General features: G+C 50.0%; 13 protein-coding genes. 3 read left to right on the top strand and 10 right to left on the bottom strand.

The genetic code is table 11. The annotated features are described in order from the left end of the window. Window positions 1–438 precede the first annotated feature (438 nt). Both ABC502_RS18495 and recQ read right to left on the bottom strand, forming a co-directional pair. Window positions 439–3,282 carry an EAL domain-containing protein gene (locus ABC502_RS18495; protein WP_330087202.1) on the bottom strand — a complete coding sequence of 948 codons (2,844 nt, stop codon included), beginning with the start codon at window positions 3,280–3,282 and terminating at the stop codon, window positions 439–441. Window positions 3,283–3,372: 90 nt separating this feature from the next. Further along, on the bottom strand, window positions 3,373–5,187 hold the full coding sequence (gene recQ, locus ABC502_RS18500; RefSeq protein ID WP_345916921.1) for a DNA helicase RecQ: 1,815 nt from the start codon (window positions 5,185–5,187) through the stop codon (window positions 3,373–3,375). A 128-nt stretch (window positions 5,188–5,315) separates the two neighbouring features. On the opposite strand from recQ, the gene ABC502_RS18505 reads away from it, so the two are divergent. Both ABC502_RS18505 and rarD read left to right on the top strand, forming a co-directional pair. After that, window positions 5,316–5,768 (top strand): thioesterase family protein, encoded by a 453-nt coding sequence (locus ABC502_RS18505; RefSeq protein ID WP_330087203.1) that lies wholly within the window; start codon window positions 5,316–5,318, stop codon window positions 5,766–5,768. Between the two features lie 63 nt (window positions 5,769–5,831). Next, window positions 5,832–6,737, top strand: coding sequence for an EamA family transporter RarD (gene rarD, locus ABC502_RS18510; protein WP_345916915.1), 906 nt, complete (start codon window positions 5,832–5,834; stop codon window positions 6,735–6,737). On the opposite strand, the gene recG is transcribed toward rarD, so the two are convergent. The 8 genes from recG to ABC502_RS18550 all read right to left on the bottom strand — a co-directional run bounded on the left by recG (window position 6,734) and on the right by ABC502_RS18550 (window position 14,824). Continuing rightward, the gene (gene recG, locus ABC502_RS18515; protein ID WP_345916916.1) at window positions 6,734–8,815 is read right to left on the bottom strand and encodes an ATP-dependent DNA helicase RecG; all 2,082 of its coding nucleotides are present in this window, start codon (window positions 8,813–8,815) and stop codon (window positions 6,734–6,736) included. The genes rarD and recG overlap by 4 nt on opposite strands. 130 nt (window positions 8,816–8,945) lie before the next feature. Then, on the bottom strand, window positions 8,946–9,338 hold the full coding sequence (locus tag ABC502_RS18520; RefSeq protein WP_330087206.1) for a RidA family protein: 393 nt from the start codon (window positions 9,336–9,338) through the stop codon (window positions 8,946–8,948). Between the two features lies 1 nt (window position 9,339). After that, window positions 9,340–11,457: a bifunctional GTP diphosphokinase/guanosine-3',5'-bis pyrophosphate 3'-pyrophosphohydrolase gene (gene spoT / locus ABC502_RS18525; protein ID WP_345916917.1), complete on the bottom strand. Its 2,118-nt coding sequence runs from the start codon at window positions 11,455–11,457 to the stop codon at window positions 9,340–9,342. A 128-nt stretch (window positions 11,458–11,585) separates the two neighbouring features. After that, window positions 11,586–11,861, bottom strand: coding sequence for a DNA-directed RNA polymerase subunit omega (gene rpoZ, locus ABC502_RS18530; RefSeq protein WP_330087208.1), 276 nt, complete (start codon window positions 11,859–11,861; stop codon window positions 11,586–11,588). 45 nt (window positions 11,862–11,906) lie between these two features. After that, entirely contained in the window at window positions 11,907–12,539 is a 633-nt protein-coding gene (gene gmk / locus ABC502_RS18535) for a guanylate kinase (RefSeq protein WP_330087209.1), read from the bottom strand. Window positions 12,540–12,626: 87 nt separating this feature from the next. Further along, the gene (locus ABC502_RS18540; protein ID WP_345916918.1) at window positions 12,627–13,112 is read right to left on the bottom strand and encodes a DUF4442 domain-containing protein; all 486 of its coding nucleotides are present in this window, start codon (window positions 13,110–13,112) and stop codon (window positions 12,627–12,629) included. Between the two features lie 361 nt (window positions 13,113–13,473). Further along, window positions 13,474–14,439, bottom strand: coding sequence for a nucleotidyl transferase AbiEii/AbiGii toxin family protein (locus ABC502_RS18545; RefSeq protein ID WP_345916919.1), 966 nt, complete (start codon window positions 14,437–14,439; stop codon window positions 13,474–13,476). Then, a complete protein-coding gene (locus tag ABC502_RS18550; RefSeq protein WP_345916920.1) occupies window positions 14,420–14,824 on the bottom strand; it encodes a DUF6088 family protein in 405 nt (134 codons plus the stop codon). The genes ABC502_RS18545 and ABC502_RS18550 overlap by 20 nt, the downstream gene beginning before the upstream one ends. A 284-nt stretch (window positions 14,825–15,108) precedes the next feature. Here ABC502_RS18550 and ABC502_RS18555 point away from each other — a divergent pair. After that, window positions 15,109–15,215: transposase (locus ABC502_RS18555; protein ID WP_345916922.1), on the top strand; the 107-nt coding region annotated here is incomplete at its 3' end.

Here is a 15,215-nt window from a genome sequence, read left to right on the forward strand (position 1 = left end):
TTCCGAACTCAGAAGTGAAACGCAGCTGCGACGATGGTAGTGTGGCATTCGCCATGCGAGAGTAGTACACCGCCAGGCACCTTATTCAAGCAAAAGGCCTACCCTCACCGGTAGGCCTTTTTGCGTTGAAGCGCCTGACGGCGCACAGCTCACCCACGCCAGCCACCGAGGTGGCATTGCGAAACACTTCCCTGTGTTTCGCCCTTCGGGCCTGCCTACGGCAGCCCCAAACTGCTCCTGCAGTTTGGTCGCCATGCCGGTTCGGTGCATCACCCATCTATCTGCGATAGCCTGAAGGAGCGTCTCTGCCTGTAGCTTGTAACAAATGCAGTCTTCTGACCGGTGGGCCTTTTTACGTTGAAGCGGGAGCTGGGGTTTCGCTAAGCTAACTGTTTGGCATGGTGCCGGCTGAGCGCCCTGAGCTTTGCAATGTTGCATCTACTGCTGTAGATAAGCTTCAGTCAGCAAGCATGGTTTGCTAAGGTGGAAACCCTGGCAGAGGCTTAGCCCGTATGATCTGATCAGTTGATAAGCTTCTTCTGTCTCAATGTGAGTAGCTATCGGTTGAATTTTCATACTGCCTGCCAACTCAATAATACAGCGGAGCACTGCCTGATTAAGTGGATCTGTGGTAATATTTTTGGTGACGCTTCTGTCAATTTTTAACATGTCAATGGGCAGCTGTTTCAGGTAGCTGAAAACAGAAAGGCCACTGCCAAAGTTATCAAGGCAGACAAGACAACCTAGCTCATGTACATGCTTGATAAAGGCAATGGTGTCATTTAAATACTCTACCGCAATGTATTCATCAAATTCGAAGCAGATCTTTGTTGTTGGGATCTTGTAGAGCCTTAGTTGTTCTGTGATAAAAAATTTGAAGTCTGGGTCCATGATTGAAGCAGCAGAGATGTTGATATGACACAGGCTGCTTTGTTCAAGATGTGCTGGATGTTGGTACAACCAGGCGAAATAGCGTTCGATAACCCAGCGATCAAGGCGTTGAGTAAGGTTCGCTCTGCGAGCTGCGTAGATAAAGTTAGCCGCTGGAATAAGGTGACCGGCCTCTGCTCTTAGGCGTAACAGTACCTCGTAACGAGATTGTACCGGCTGCTCTGGCTGATGAATAAACTGAATGTTTAGAATCAGCTGATTGTTGGTTAGTGCTGAGCGGAGCTTATGCTCCCATTCTTGCTGTGCAAATTCGCTCACGGAGTCTATCTGGTCCGCTGGATGGAAAAGGTGGATCCGATTGGAACCTTTATTCTTAGCCTGCTGACAACTCTGCTCAAGTATAATTAAAGCCTGCTCTGCGTTATCACTAAGGTGTTCTTTACTGACAACTCCGATAGATGCATTCATCCGGAAAATATGTTGCTGCCAAATAAATCGATATCCTCTTAACACATCAAGTAAACGATAAGACAGCACAAATATTTCCTGTGAGCTCTTACCTGGCAACAGAACCCCAAATTTGTCTGCAGATAACCGTGCAAGGGTGGCTTCGGGCAATTCGTGACGCAATTTTGTAGCTATCTGGCGAAGCAATGCATCTCCGGCGGCCTGATCACATTGTTCGTTTATCCGCTTAAAGTCGATTAAATCAATTTGTAAAAGGCAGCCAGGCTCGGCAGAATGCAGCCAGCTGTCCAGCTTATTATGAAATGCAGTCTGATTAAGTAAAGTTGTAAGATTATCAAGCTCATTCAATTGGCTTATTTTTGTCTTTGCAAAGTCTTCGTCACTCAGAGGCTGGATTTTAATGCAAAACATTTTCTCCAGAGCCGGCCCGAAAAACATATCCGTTGTTGCCGTGATGAAAAAGGAATCTCCGTATGTATTCTGCAACTCTAGAGTCAGAGCGGCTGTTGATTCCACTCCCTGTGTTTTAGGTAGAGGCCATTCTGGCAAAAGCTCATCAAGCTGAAGATCCAGCTTGGCTGTTGATTCGGTGGTGGCGCCGATGAGATTATAAAAGCTATCATTTGCTAGTAACAGTCGTCCAGTTTCTGATGCTATTACAACGGCTCCTTGCGATTGTGCAAATAGTGCTTCTCCACACAATTGTTTGATTTGTTGTGTTCGGGAGCTTGGCAGCAGCGCATCATGATTGTTCTGATGCCCGTAATGGTAGCTGATGCATGCGATGCTAAGAATCAGAGCGGCTAAAGCGACTTCATACCACATCATCGGCAGTTGCAGTAACCCAAACTCTGAAAGCATGATAAGACCACCGCTTATCAGCAAGAAAAGCCAAAGTAATGCAAAGAAACGTGCTTTGCCGTGGCCTTGCAGAAAATGAGCGAAGGATACAAAACAGTTGCTGATTAGTACGGTTAAAGCACAAGTAAGCAGCAGATGCACACGCAGTTGACCGCTTGCGTAGAGCGGGGTAAATAACAGGATCAGACTCAGCGCTTGATTCAGCAAAAAAAGTATATACCAGGGTTGTCGTTTGAATGAGGACAAAGCCTGGTACGTAAATTGATTAAGGCACAACAATGTTGAGCCTGCGAGAATATATAGAATGGCTGAATTAATTTCAGGTTGGTTGGGCCATATATAAGCGAACGCTTGCCCATTCAAGGTGGCGATGATCAAACCAAAACTAAAATAGCAGCCAGCTTGATACAAATAAGAAATATGTCGGCGCCGGATCAGCAAGTAGAGGTTGTACAACACAACAGCAATCAATAATCCATAGATAATACCGGCAACAAGATTTAGTTGATTCTGAGCGGCTCTGAAACTGTCTTGTTGCCATAACTCTAACCGTAAAGGGACCAGGCCTGCATCCTGGATCTTAAGAAATACATCGATTTCCTGGCCTGGATTTAGATGAAGTGGAAACGCAAAGCTGGGGTAGGGCAATAGGCGTTCATCATAAGGGTAGTCGCTGCCAGTATGGTAATGGTGCTGGAAGCGATTTGATTGTCTATCCAGTAGCACCTTGGTCACTTGATCCGCGAGCGGAAAGTCATAATGGATGATAGTGTCCAAGGGGATTTCTCCATGGTATTGGAGCCGAACGAACAGCCAAACTGCTTGCCCAGTGTCAATTTGTAGCTTTTCTTTTTCCTCTACCAGTTGGAATGCGTGATGGCGGGCCGGATTTAGCAAGAACTCCTCAATCTCCAGCGTATCGTCTGTGATCTGATAATAAAGTGTCGGGCGCAGAGACAGGCTCTCAAGCTGCGGATCTACCTGAATACTTCGGGCATAATGCGCCTGGCTGGTAAAAGATATCCCGACGCAAAGCAGGAAAAGTACAATTCGTGCAATCACAGCATCCCTCACTGCTTACCTGGTAGTCACCGCGGAGTTTTATGGTATAGGCTGACAGGTCTATGGTTGCATAGCCATATCACGTTTTTATTACTTTGCCAATGTATCATGACTGAGCGAACTTGTCAGATAGTCGCTTATCTCCAATAAAAATGTTGTTCCATAGCGACTTAGCTTGGTAAGGCCAACGCCACTGACTTGTAGCATAGTCTGTTCATGTTCGGGAAGGCGTTGGCACATATCAATGAGTGTTGCATCACTGAACACCATATAGGGGGCGATATCTTCTTGCTCTGCCAATTGCTTGCGCAGTCGTTTCAAGCGAGCGAACAGTACTTTATCGTAGTTTTGTGGTTTGCGTTTATCTTTACTGCTACTGGCATGCAGCCGAGGGACAGCCAACTGCAAAGGTTGCTCTCCCTTCAATACCGGTCGTGCCGCAGGCTGTAACTTTAAGGCCGCATGTTGCGTGATGTCTTGCTGTAAAAAGCCAAAATGTACTAGCTGACGTAAGATACTAAGCCAGAAATCATGGCTGTAATCCTGACCTAAACCCCAGGTGGATAATTGATGGTGGCCGTATTGCTGTACTTTTTGGCTATTGCTACCGCGTAATACCTCGATGACATGGCCCATACCGAAACGCTGGCCAACCCGGTACACGCATGACAACGCTTTTTGTGCCAGCTCGGTACCATCAAATTGTTTGGGTGGAGACAGGCAAATATCACAGTTGCCACAGGGGGTTTGTCTTGCTTCGCCAAAGTAGTTCAGCAGTACCAACCTACGACAGGTCTGAGCTTCGGCAAAGGAGGCCATAGCAGAGAAACGCTGACGGGCAACCCGTGATCGCTGTTCGTTCTCTTCCTGATCAATCCAATGATAGATACGGGCAACATCAGCCGGATCAAACAGCGTTAATGCTTCTGCTGCTACGCCATCTCGCCCGGCTCTGCCAGTTTCCTGATAGTAAGCCTCAATCGTACGGGATAGCTCATAGTGCACAACGAAACGGATATTGGACTTATTGATGCCCATGCCAAAGGCTACGGTGGCAACTATGACCTGAATATCATCGCGTTGGAAGGCATCTTGCACCCGACTGCGGCTGTCAGAATCCATGCCTGCATGATAAGCGGCTGCACTGAAGCCTCTCTCAAGCAACTGGCTTGCCAGTTCATCCACTTTGCGTCTGGAGTTGCAGTATACTATGCCGCTTTGACCATCCTGCTGTTTCAAATAGCTGACCAGTTGCTCCAGCGGCCGGAACTTTTCCTGGATGGTATAGCGAATGTTGGGACGGTCAAAGCTGCCAACGTATTCCTGGTGTTGCTGCAAGCCAAGTTGTTGCACAATATCCTGTCGGGTGGCTGCATCGGCTGTCGCTGTTAGTGCCATTACAGGCACCGCAGGAAAGCGCTCTTTGATCAGTGCCAGTGCCATGTAATCCGGCCGGAAATCATGACCCCACTGTGAGATGCAATGAGCTTCATCAATGGCAAACAAACTGACGCCAAGCTCACTCAAACGTTCTAAAAATTGAGGCTGTAGCAAGCGTTCCGGTGCAACGTAGAGCAGCTTCAGTTGTTGTTGCCGCAGTTTGTTGTAAATAGCCAGTACTTCTTCGCGGCTCAGGCTACTATTTATAAACTCGGCGGCAATGCCGTTGGCTTTGAGTGCATCCACCTGATCTTTCATCAGTGACATCAGAGGGGATACTACGACAGTAACGTGCGATAGCATCAAGGCCGGCAACTGGTAACATAACGATTTGCCACCGCCAGTTGGCATCAGGACAAAGCTATCCCTGCCAGCCAGTGCTGCATCCATTACCTCCAACTGTCCGGGGCGGAAGCTGCTGTAGCCAAAGTAAGTTTTCAGATGCTGGAGTAGAGTATCGTGCACAGGTGATCGCAGCTCGCTGGTTAAAGTGGCATTGTAATCAAAACGGACGCTGCTGTCTGCCCCAGCCCCCTTGCTTAGTACGGCAAAGCCAGTTAGTCTTGACAGGTCCAACCAGAATGGTGTGCCTCATGAAACATGCTGATTTATTGCCGCTTATTGCTACAACCTTTGAGCAAATGCCGTTTAACCAATTGTTAGGCTTGCAGGTAACCCGCTTCGATCTGGAGCAGGCGGAGGTCTGTTTTAGCTGGTCTGAGCAATTGATTGGCAATCCAGTGCAAATGATTATGCACGGCGGTGTTATCGCCACCGTACTGGATGTGGTTGGCGGCATTATGGCAGTATCCAGTGCGCTCAGCAGGATGCAGAGCATTCAGCAGGATGAGTTGATGAGCCGCTTAGGAAAAATGAGTACCATTGACATTCGTACCGATTACCTGCGCCCCGGCCGGGGCGCGCATTTTACTGCCACGGCTCGCGTTATTCGAAGTGGTAACAAAGTGGCTGTGTGCCGGATGGAGTTGCATAACGACAGTGGTGTACACATAGCATTGGGGACTGGTACCTACTTAGTTGGTTAAATGCTGTCGTACTACGTAGTGCTTTTGGTTAGAATACAGGCCTGATTTCCTACAGGCATAGTCATGTCACTGACGCGTGAACAAAAGCTGGGTGGTCTTGCCGCCATCTGTGCTTACACTCTTTGGGGCATAGCTCCGCTCTACTTTAAGCAAATTGCTGAAATCCCATCGCTGGAAATACTGGTGCACCGCATTGTTTGGTCCTGTCTGCTGCTGTTGCTTGTGGTGGTAGCAATAAGGCAGTGGTCGCAAGTGCTGGCTGTGGTGAGGCAACCCAAACTGATGAGCTTGCTGTTGCTAACCTCTTTGTTACTTGGCTTTAATTGGTGGTTGTTTATCTGGGCGGTGAATCAGAATCATATGCTGGATGCCAGCCTTGGCTATTACATCAACCCATTGCTGAATGTGTTATTGGGCATGGTGTTTCTGGGAGAGCGTTTGCGGCGTATGCAGTGGTTTGCCCTGGGGCTGGCCGCTTGTGCTGTGCTCTATCAGGTACTCAGTTACGGCGCTTTTCCCTGGATTGCGGTTGCCCTGGCAGGCTCGTTTGCCGTCTATGGCTTGCTGCGTAAAAAGCTGGCGGTAAATGCCATCATTGGTTTGTTGCTCGAGTCCTTACTGCTGCTGCCACTGGCCGTTTGGTATTGGTGGTTTGTAGCAGATAGTTATGCCGTTAACCTGCTGCATAACAACTGGACGCTGAATCTGTTGCTGATGGCCGCCGCCTTGGTGACGACCGTGCCGTTACTGTGTTTTATAGCCGGCGCCCGGCGCTTGCAGCTATCGACCATGGGCTTTTTTCAGTACATCGGGCCCAGTCTGATGTTTGTGTTTGGCGTTTGGCTGTATCAGGAGCCTTTGGCCCAGGAGCGCTTGATCACCTTTGCTGTGATCTGGACTGCCTTGCTGATCTACAGCCTGGACGCCTTACATGCCAACCGAAAAGCCCACCCCAAACGCTTGGTTTAAGCATTGGCAAATTGTTCGCGATTGGGCAGCCAGCGCCTTAGTAATTGCTGGCAGGCTGGTTGATGGTGCTGCCACAGCTCAGTCGCCAGCTCACGGGCTACCGGCAACAGGTACTCATCCCGCTCTAAATCGGCGATTTTAAGCTGTGCCAGTCCGGTCTGGCGGGTACCCAGCAACTCACCCGGGCCGCGGATCTCTAAATCACGCTGCGCAATCACAAAGCCATCATTGCTGTCTCGCAGCACGGCCAGTCTGGCCTGAGCCGTTTGTGACAGAGGGGCGTGATACAGCAGTACACAGTGGGAGGCGGTACTGCCACGGCCGACCCGACCACGCAATTGATGCAGTTGCGCCAGGCCAAGCCGCTCGGGGTTTTCAATAATCATCAGGCTGGCATTGGGGACATTGACGCCAACCTCAATCACTGTGGTGGCGACCAGTACATCCAGCTCACCCTGACTAAAAGCTTGCATCACCTGCTGCTTTTCCGCAGGTTTTAAGCGGCCATGCACCAAGCCAACACGTACATCCGGTAAGGCCTCCTGCAAGGCGGCACAGCTTTGTTCTGCGGCTTGGCATTGCAGTACATCCGACTCTTCAATCAGGGTGCAGACCCAATACACCTGTCGCTGTTCTTCTGTGACCGATGCTTGCACACGGTCAATCACCTGTTGTCGCCGTGTGTCCGGTATCGCAACCGTAGTGACTGGTGTCCTTCCCGGTGGCAGCTCATCGATGATTGATGTATCCAGATCGGCATAGGCCGTCATGGCAAGTGTGCGGGGAATCGGGGTGGCGGTCATTATCAACTGGTGCGGTGCGCGGTTGTCGATGCCGCCCTTTTCACGCAAGGCCAGCCGTTGGTGGACGCCAAAACGATGTTGCTCATCAATAATCACCAGCGCCAACTGATGAAAGTGCACATCCTGTTGAAACAGCGCATGGGTACCTATCACCATGGCAGCCTCGCCGCTTTGGATCAAGTGCAACTGCTGTTGTCTGACTTTGCCTTTACTTTTGCCTCCCAGCCAGGCTACGGTGAGCCCTAAGGGATCGAACCATTGACGAAAGTTTTCGGCATGTTGCTCTGCCAGGAGTTCTGTCGGCGCCATCAAAGCTACTTGATACCCGGCAGCAATAACCTGCAAGGCAGCCAGTGCTGCCACCAGAGTTTTGCCTGAACCCACATCGCCCTGTACCAGCCGAAGCATTGGCACTGTATTGGCCAAATCGGTATGGATCTCCGCCACTACTCGTTGCTGCGCGCTCGTTGGTGCAAAGGGAAGTTGTTGTAAAAATTGGTGAATAAGCTTGCCATCAGGCTCTGCTACGGCAATCCCTTGTTGTGCCTGGCATTGCTGCCGAAGCTGGAACATACTGATTTGCTGGGTAGTCAGCTCTTCTAAGATCAGCCGCTGCTGCGCAGGGTGTTGGCCCTGCTCTAATTGCTCCAGGCTGGCATCTGGCGGTGGGCGGTGTAAGTAAAACAGCGCATCCGTTAGTGTCCAGCCTTGCTGACCACTGGCTGGCAGATACTCCTGTGGACTAAAGCGTTGCAGGTAACCAAGCGCCAGCTCGGTCAGATTGCGCCAGCTGGCTTGCTTTAATCCTTCTGTGCTGGGGTAAATGGGGGTCAGGCTTTCCGCCACCATGATGTTATCTGTACCCTGAACTAGTTTGTATTCAGGATGCATCATCTCGAGACCACGCAAGCCGCGCCGGGCTTCTCCGAAGCAGCGTAGTTCTACCCCTGGAGAAATAGCCTCTTTTTGTGCGGCACTAAAATGAAAAAAACGCAGTGTCAGACTGCCGCTGTGATCGCGCACTTTAACCAGCCAGGAGCGGCGTTTGCCAAACTGGATCTCGCTGCTTTGTACTGTACCGAGGATAGTGGTGTGCATGCCTGGTAGCAAATCGGCAATGGCGCAAACTCGGGTTCGGTCTTCATAGCGTAATGGCAAGTGAAACAACAGGTCCTGTACACTATGGATACCAAGCTTTTGCAGCCGCTCAGCCATTTTACTGCCAACGCCTTTTAATTGCGTAATGGCCAGGTTATCCAGTTGTGTTGCTGCCACGAAGCGATCTCTTATGCTTGCTGAATGTAGCCAGTGTACCCTGTTCAGCCAGGAAAATACCAGTGACTGAGGTGGTTGTAGCTGGCTAGCCCCTGAAACGATGACGGTGTCGTTTCAGGGAAGAGGTGGGTTAGTAGGTTGATGGAACTTCCATCACTCCATCAATTTCAATTTGGGCGCCGCGCGGTAAGGCACTGACCTGGACCGCAGCTCTGGCTGGGTAGGGCTCGTGGAAATACTGACTCATGATGCTGTTCACGGTAGCGAACTGGCTTAAGTCGGTCAGAAAAATATTCACCTTCACCATGTCATTCAGGCAGCCGCCGGCAGCATCGCAGACAGCTTGCAGGTTTTTGAATACCTGGTGCGTTTGTTCGCTAAAGTCTTCCGAGACCATCTCCATGCTGGTTGGTACCAGTGGGATCTGGCCGGATAAATAGACCGTAGTACCTATTTTTACGGCCTGGCTGTAGGTGCCAATGGCTGCAGGAGCTGCATCGGTACGGATAATGACTTTGGACATCTTACTTCCTTCTGTAAATTTTCTGCACGTCCGGCATGACACGGATTTTCCGCATCACATTGGCCAGATGCACCCGGTCGCGAACCGACAGGGTAATGTTAATAATGTATTCACCGGTATCCCGATCATCGGTCGCTAAGTCCTGAATATTGGAATCCTGGGTCGCTATCAAAGCGGTCAGTTTCGCTAATACGCCCTGGCGATTGATAATATAGACCCGGATATCACACAGGAAGTGCTTATCCTGAGTTTGATCCCAGCGCACCGGGAAGTACTTGGCCGGATCTTTTTCCCAGCCTTTGATATTCCGGCAATCGCTGCGATGCACATTCAGGCCTTTACCGGGCGAAGCATTGGCAACAATGGGATCGCCCGGAATGGGGCGACAGCATTTGGCAAAGGTTAATAACATGCCTTCGGAGCCGACAATCACAGCTTTGCTATGGCTTTGCTCCTGGGTTGGAGCTGCATCATCTGGTGTATCGAAGTCGCCAAGCAAACGCCGGGCAATGGCAATGGGTAACTGGTTGCCCAGGCCAATCTCTACCGCCAGTTCATCCATCGATTTTTGCCGGGCACTTTGCAGTACTTGCTCCACACGATCGGTCGCGATATCTGCCAGCTTGACATCACCCAGTGCCGAGTTCAGCAGGCGATAACCCAAACTGGTTGCTTCACTTAACTGCTGTTTCTTCAAATAGTTGCGAATGCCCAAAATGGCCCGGCTGGTCACCACATAGTTTAGCCAGTTGGCGTTTGGTTTACCGCCTGGGCTGGTGATGATTTCTACCGTCTGGCCGGTTTCCAGCGGCCGGCTCAGTGGGTAAGGCTTGCGATCGATCCGGGCACCGACACAGCGATTGCCAACATCGGTATGCACCGCATAGGCGAAATCGACGGCAGTGGCATCAATCGGCAGCTCAATAATTCGGCCCTTGGGGGTAAAGACATAGAGTTCATCCGGGTACAGCTCGGATTTGACGTTTTCGACAAACTCATGGGTGGAGCCTGCACTTTGCTGTAGCTCCAGCAGGCTTTGCATCCAGCGGCGGGCACGGATTTGTGCGGTGGTGCCGCTGTGCTCACTGCCGGCTTTGTACATCCAGTGGGCTGCAATACCCTTGTCGGCCATTTCATCCATCTCGGAGGTGCGGATCTGGATTTCGACCGGAATGCCGTGCGGGCCAATTAACGAGGTATGCAGTGATTGATAGCCATTTTGCTTCGGAATGGCGATGTAGTCTTTAAAACGAATCTCAATCGGTTTGTACAAATTGTGCACCACGCCTAAGGTGCGGTAACAGTTGTCGATGCTCTGTACAATGACCCGAAAAGCATAAATGTCCATCACATCGTTGAACATCCGCTCTTTGTTTTTCATTTTTTGGTAGATGCTGTACAGGTGCTTTTCTCGGCCGGATACTTCAGCTTCAATGCCGGCATCGGCAATGCGGCTGCTGATTTCGCCTTTAACCTTCTCCAACAGTTCACGGCGATGGCCGCGCGCCTGTTGCACGGCCGATTGCAGCGCGCGGTAGCGCATCGGGTATAAGGCCTTGAAGCCGGAGTCTTCCAATTCGTTTTTGATGTTGTGAATGCCCAGGCGATTGGCAATGGGGGCATAGAGCTCCAGTGTTTCGCGGGCAATGCGACGACGCTTTTCCGGGCGCAGGGCACCAATGGTGCGCATATTGTGGGTGCGATCGGCCAGCTTGATCAGGATCACCCGGATATCCTGCGTCATGGCCATAAACATTTTTTGCAGGTTGGTAACTTCAAATTCCTGATAATCTTTGAATTTGACCTTATCCAGCTTGCTGACACCCTGCACCAGCTCGGCCACGGTATTACCAAAGCGTTCGGCTAGATCTTCTTTGCTGTAGGGCGTGTCTTCAATCACATCATGCAGCAGGGAGGCCATCAGAGTTTCATGATCCATCCGCATATCGGCGAGGATACTGGTCACGGCAACCGGGTGGGTGATGTAAGGTTCGCCACTGGAGCGCATTTGTGGGGCATGCGCCTCTCTGGCCAGCAAGTAGGCTTGCTGGATTTGCGCCACCTGGTCGGCGGGCAAGTACGCTTGAATTTGCTGCTTTAAACCTTCAAACAAATACACCTGAACCCCCCATACCGCATCAGGACAAACCAGCGAAGATGCTGCTTACTGCATTTATATCAGAATCGGGCGGTGTTGAGTAGGTTACCAGCAGCAAAAACGCTGCTGGTCATCAAGAAAAGAAGGTTTTATTCGTCGCCGCCAATAATAGCTGCAACGGCGGCCATCTCGGTCGCTTCCTGCTTCATTTGGTCCTGACGCTCTTGCTGGTCCAGAATGGACTCAGTGATCAGACCTTGTTCAATTTCACGCAGGGCGATGACGGTACTTTTGTCATTTTCCCAGTCCACCAGTGGATCTTTACCTTCAACACTGATTTGACGGGCACGGCGGGCTGCGACCAGGATCAGGTCAAAGCGGTTGCCAATTTTATCCACTGCATCTTCAACGGTTACGCGAGCCATTCGCTACTCCAAGTCAACAAGTTGTGCAAGACCCGCTAGTATACGCTAATCCGCTGACTTCGCCAACAGTTGATCCAGCAGATCCTGTTGCCGCTGTTGTTGCCGGATAAGGCGGTTGCGCTGACACAGCACGATGGAGCGCAGCTCCAGCAAGGCTTGCTGAAAATCATCATTCACAATCAGATAGTCGTATTCATCGGCATGGCTCATTTCATCCTGTGCCTTGCTCATTCGGCCGGCAATAATGTCGGCGCTGTCCTGGCCACGACTTTGCAGTCGCTGCTGCAGCACATCCAGGCTGGGGGGCAAAATAAAGATGCCAATGGCGTCAGGCAATTGCTGCCGGATCTGACGAGCTCCCTGCCAGTCGATATCCAGAAACACATCAATACCCTGCTGCAGGGTGTGTTCCAGCGTGGTGCGTGAGGTACCGTAGTAATTGCCAAATACCTCGGCCCACTCCAGAAACTCACCGGCTGCAATACGGGCTTTAAAATCATCTACTTTGACGAAATGATAATGGACCCCGTTTTGCTCACCAGGGCGTGGTGCCCGCGTCGTGTGCGAAACGCTGACCTGCATATCGGCATGCTGCGCCAGCAGCGCCTGGATCAGGCTGGATTTACCAGCCCCGCTCGGGGCCGATACAATGAATAAATTTCCGGAAACCTGCGCCATCTGTCTGTCCTGTGGCCATAAAACCGCAATTTTACGTTGCCAAAGCGCTGGCTGCAAATACCGCGACAAATACAAGCCTAAGCGCCGCTACTTTTTCGTGGGTTTGGCTTTGACCGATAGCGTCAGGGTAAAAGTGGCCATTGGCTCATCCCCATGCAGGCTGGGGCAGGTCACCACCACCGACACCGGGCGGTTGATGCGCTCACCGCTGGCCAGGGATTCATCAATCATCTGGTCAATCACATCGCCATCGTGGCTGGTAAAATGCACTTTGGCTTCAGGGCGTTTTAAAAAGCTGCCCTGCACATCTTTAAAGGCAAAATTGGCATTCACGCCACGGGCTTTGGCTTTACTAAAGACCAAAAAAGCCCCCGCCAAATCCGCGCCAATCGCCAAAGCACCAAAATAAATGCTGCCCAAATGGTTTTTGGTGCGCCAGGTGTGCGGCATGGTGACTTCCAGCGTTTTGCTGTCCATTCGCACAATTTTTGGTGAGCAAAAACCAATCAGCGGAATGTACCGCCAGGCAAATAATTTCAAGCCCCAGTTGGCTTTACGAAGGGAAATGGCCATCTTGCAACTCCAAATAATGTATCGGGCCAGCTTATACTGGTCAGACCATGAAGGCAAGGGCGTTGCGGGTGACCGGGCAGCAAGGTCTTATCTTTGATGGTGGCCTGAGCGCAAAAGTCAGGCCAAGAGCGACTTGGTTTTGTTGGATGAGGCGAATAATACGGATATTCGCCTCATGGTGTGAGTAGAATAGAAAGTGTCTGCACATCATTGAAATAGCAAGCGGCTATTCAATATTCTGCACCTGTTCGTCGATAAGAATTAAATGGCAATTTAATTCAATAGCTTAAATTTGCATGATGAAAGTTTATTGAGCATTACCCGCCCTTTTACCCACCACAAATAATTGGCTTCATGGCTACTAACTTCTATTTTCAATGTGATCTAGCACAGCATCAGCTAGCTTTCTAAAAGTCGCCAAGGCCTCTTCCCACTGCACTGGATCGTCGGCGTAGACCATTGGGCTAACATAGCTGTTATACCGCTGAATAAACTTTGGGTCATCCAATAAGAGCTGCAGCCCGAAACGCAATTCGTTAATGGGTGACTCAACCATCTGTGGATGCTGATTACCATACCTTTCCACATCGGACTGCATTGCCATAGCAACCAACGAGCTGAGCCTTTCAAGCTCAGAAGGTTGGGCAAGTTGAATATGGTAGGTGTCATAGATGTGCCTGATCAAGGTGACGTCATCATCACGCTCGCAATTACGGGCAACGCTGGCGGTTCTTCGCATCATTGACAAGAGCTTTTCAGCTTGCGTATCGATTATTTCTGCGCAGGTTATTTTGTCTACCTCAATTCCTAGCTTAAGAATTTCAGCATAAATTGATTGGACACTTCTGGCGTGAGGCTCACTTAAAAGCTCTGACTCGATAAATTCGAGTTTTATGAATGGTCGCAAGCAAGGGGCTTGCAGATATTCTTGAGGGTAGCGGATGTCAAAGCTGAAATACCTGTACTCATCCCTGACAATTGGTTCGCTCTCAGTAGAGAAGATCATACTTTGTTCAATAATCGATTCAACCCGCTGTTTTACTGCTTTGCGGGCGTTTTTCTTTGCATTGCGTGAGGAAAGTTGAGATAACGTCTGCTTTGGGACCAGTTTCAGATCAACATCTTCTGACATGCGGTAGGTCTTGATGGCGGACTTTGCAAGCGCGGTTCCACCAGAGAATACGATTTGGTGATACTCAAGCTCAAGTGCAGAAATAAGCTGAAGCAGCTGAACGACATAATAGTCTTTTTCTACGATAGCGGGGTTGCCAAGTCCTAAAGCATTGGCAACGTCAACGAAGAGTGAGCTATCGAACTGTGTTGACACACTGCTTCCCTACCGAAATTTTGCGAGTGAAGCGCGAGCTCTTTGGTGTGATTTTAATGTTAGCTGGTATTTGAGTGCTTTCGCCAGACAGGCTCATGCGTGAAAGCTCATCAAATTGGTACTCAACACCTAGCCGGTCCATTGCCTCGATAAGAACACCATCAGCACCAGCAGGGTTATCAGGCATAAGCTTGCCGGTGATCCGGTTTACTCTGGCGCGAACATAGAGACCGTAACCAATTTTCATCAGTAGACCTTCACGAACCAAGTTTCTCAGCCCACGGCCGACCTGATCGTAATCCGCGATATCAGCAAAGTCAGAACGCAGGAAAACAGAGCGTTTTGAGCGCTTTATTCGCTTCTGTAATTTGTCCTGTATCGTCATCTGATACCTCCTGTGCATAACACCAACATCATAGGCAAAAATACGACATTTTTCAAATGCAAAAATACGACACTGTGATGATTTCCTGGGTAGTATCTATGAGGCTTTCGTCCGGAGACTCATGATAATTGTCTTGAAAGCGAGGTGTGGGATTTGCTCAGGATGCAGAGTTGATTTTGTCATAAAGCTTTGAAATTAACTCCCTTAGCTCATGGTAATCATCCCAGAAAATAACTGACGTCAAAAGTAGAATTTTCTCGTAATATAAACGCAGGAGATTCTGCATGAAAACATCAAAATTTAGCGACAGCCAGATCCTGGCAATTTTAAAACAAGCCGAGGCAGGCGCACCTGTTCCTCAACTATGCCGTGAGCATGGCATGAGCTCAGC

Source organism: Alkalimonas sp. NCh-2, assembly GCF_039631345.1.
GTDB lineage: Bacteria > Pseudomonadota > Gammaproteobacteria > Enterobacterales > Alteromonadaceae > Alkalimonas > Alkalimonas mucilaginosa.

What these genes read in the sequence shown, in the direction of transcription:
- ABC502_RS18505 (WP_330087203.1), top strand. Translation starts at nt 5,316, where the DNA reads ATGAAACATGCTGATTTATTGCCGCTTATTGCTACAACCTTTGAGCAA.
- rarD (WP_345916915.1), top strand. Translation starts at nt 5,832, where the DNA reads ATGTCACTGACGCGTGAACAAAAGCTGGGTGGTCTTGCCGCCATCTGT.
- ABC502_RS18520 (WP_330087206.1), bottom strand. Translation starts at nt 9,338, where the DNA reads ATGTCCAAAGTCATTATCCGTACCGATGCAGCTCCTGCAGCCATTGGC.
- rpoZ (WP_330087208.1), bottom strand. Translation starts at nt 11,861, where the DNA reads ATGGCTCGCGTAACCGTTGAAGATGCAGTGGATAAAATTGGCAACCGC.
- gmk (WP_330087209.1), bottom strand. Translation starts at nt 12,539, where the DNA reads ATGGCGCAGGTTTCCGGAAATTTATTCATTGTATCGGCCCCGAGCGGG.
- ABC502_RS18540 (WP_345916918.1), bottom strand. Translation starts at nt 13,112, where the DNA reads ATGGCCATTTCCCTTCGTAAAGCCAACTGGGGCTTGAAATTATTTGCC.
- ABC502_RS18550 (WP_345916920.1), bottom strand. Translation starts at nt 14,824, where the DNA reads ATGACGATACAGGACAAATTACAGAAGCGAATAAAGCGCTCAAAACGC.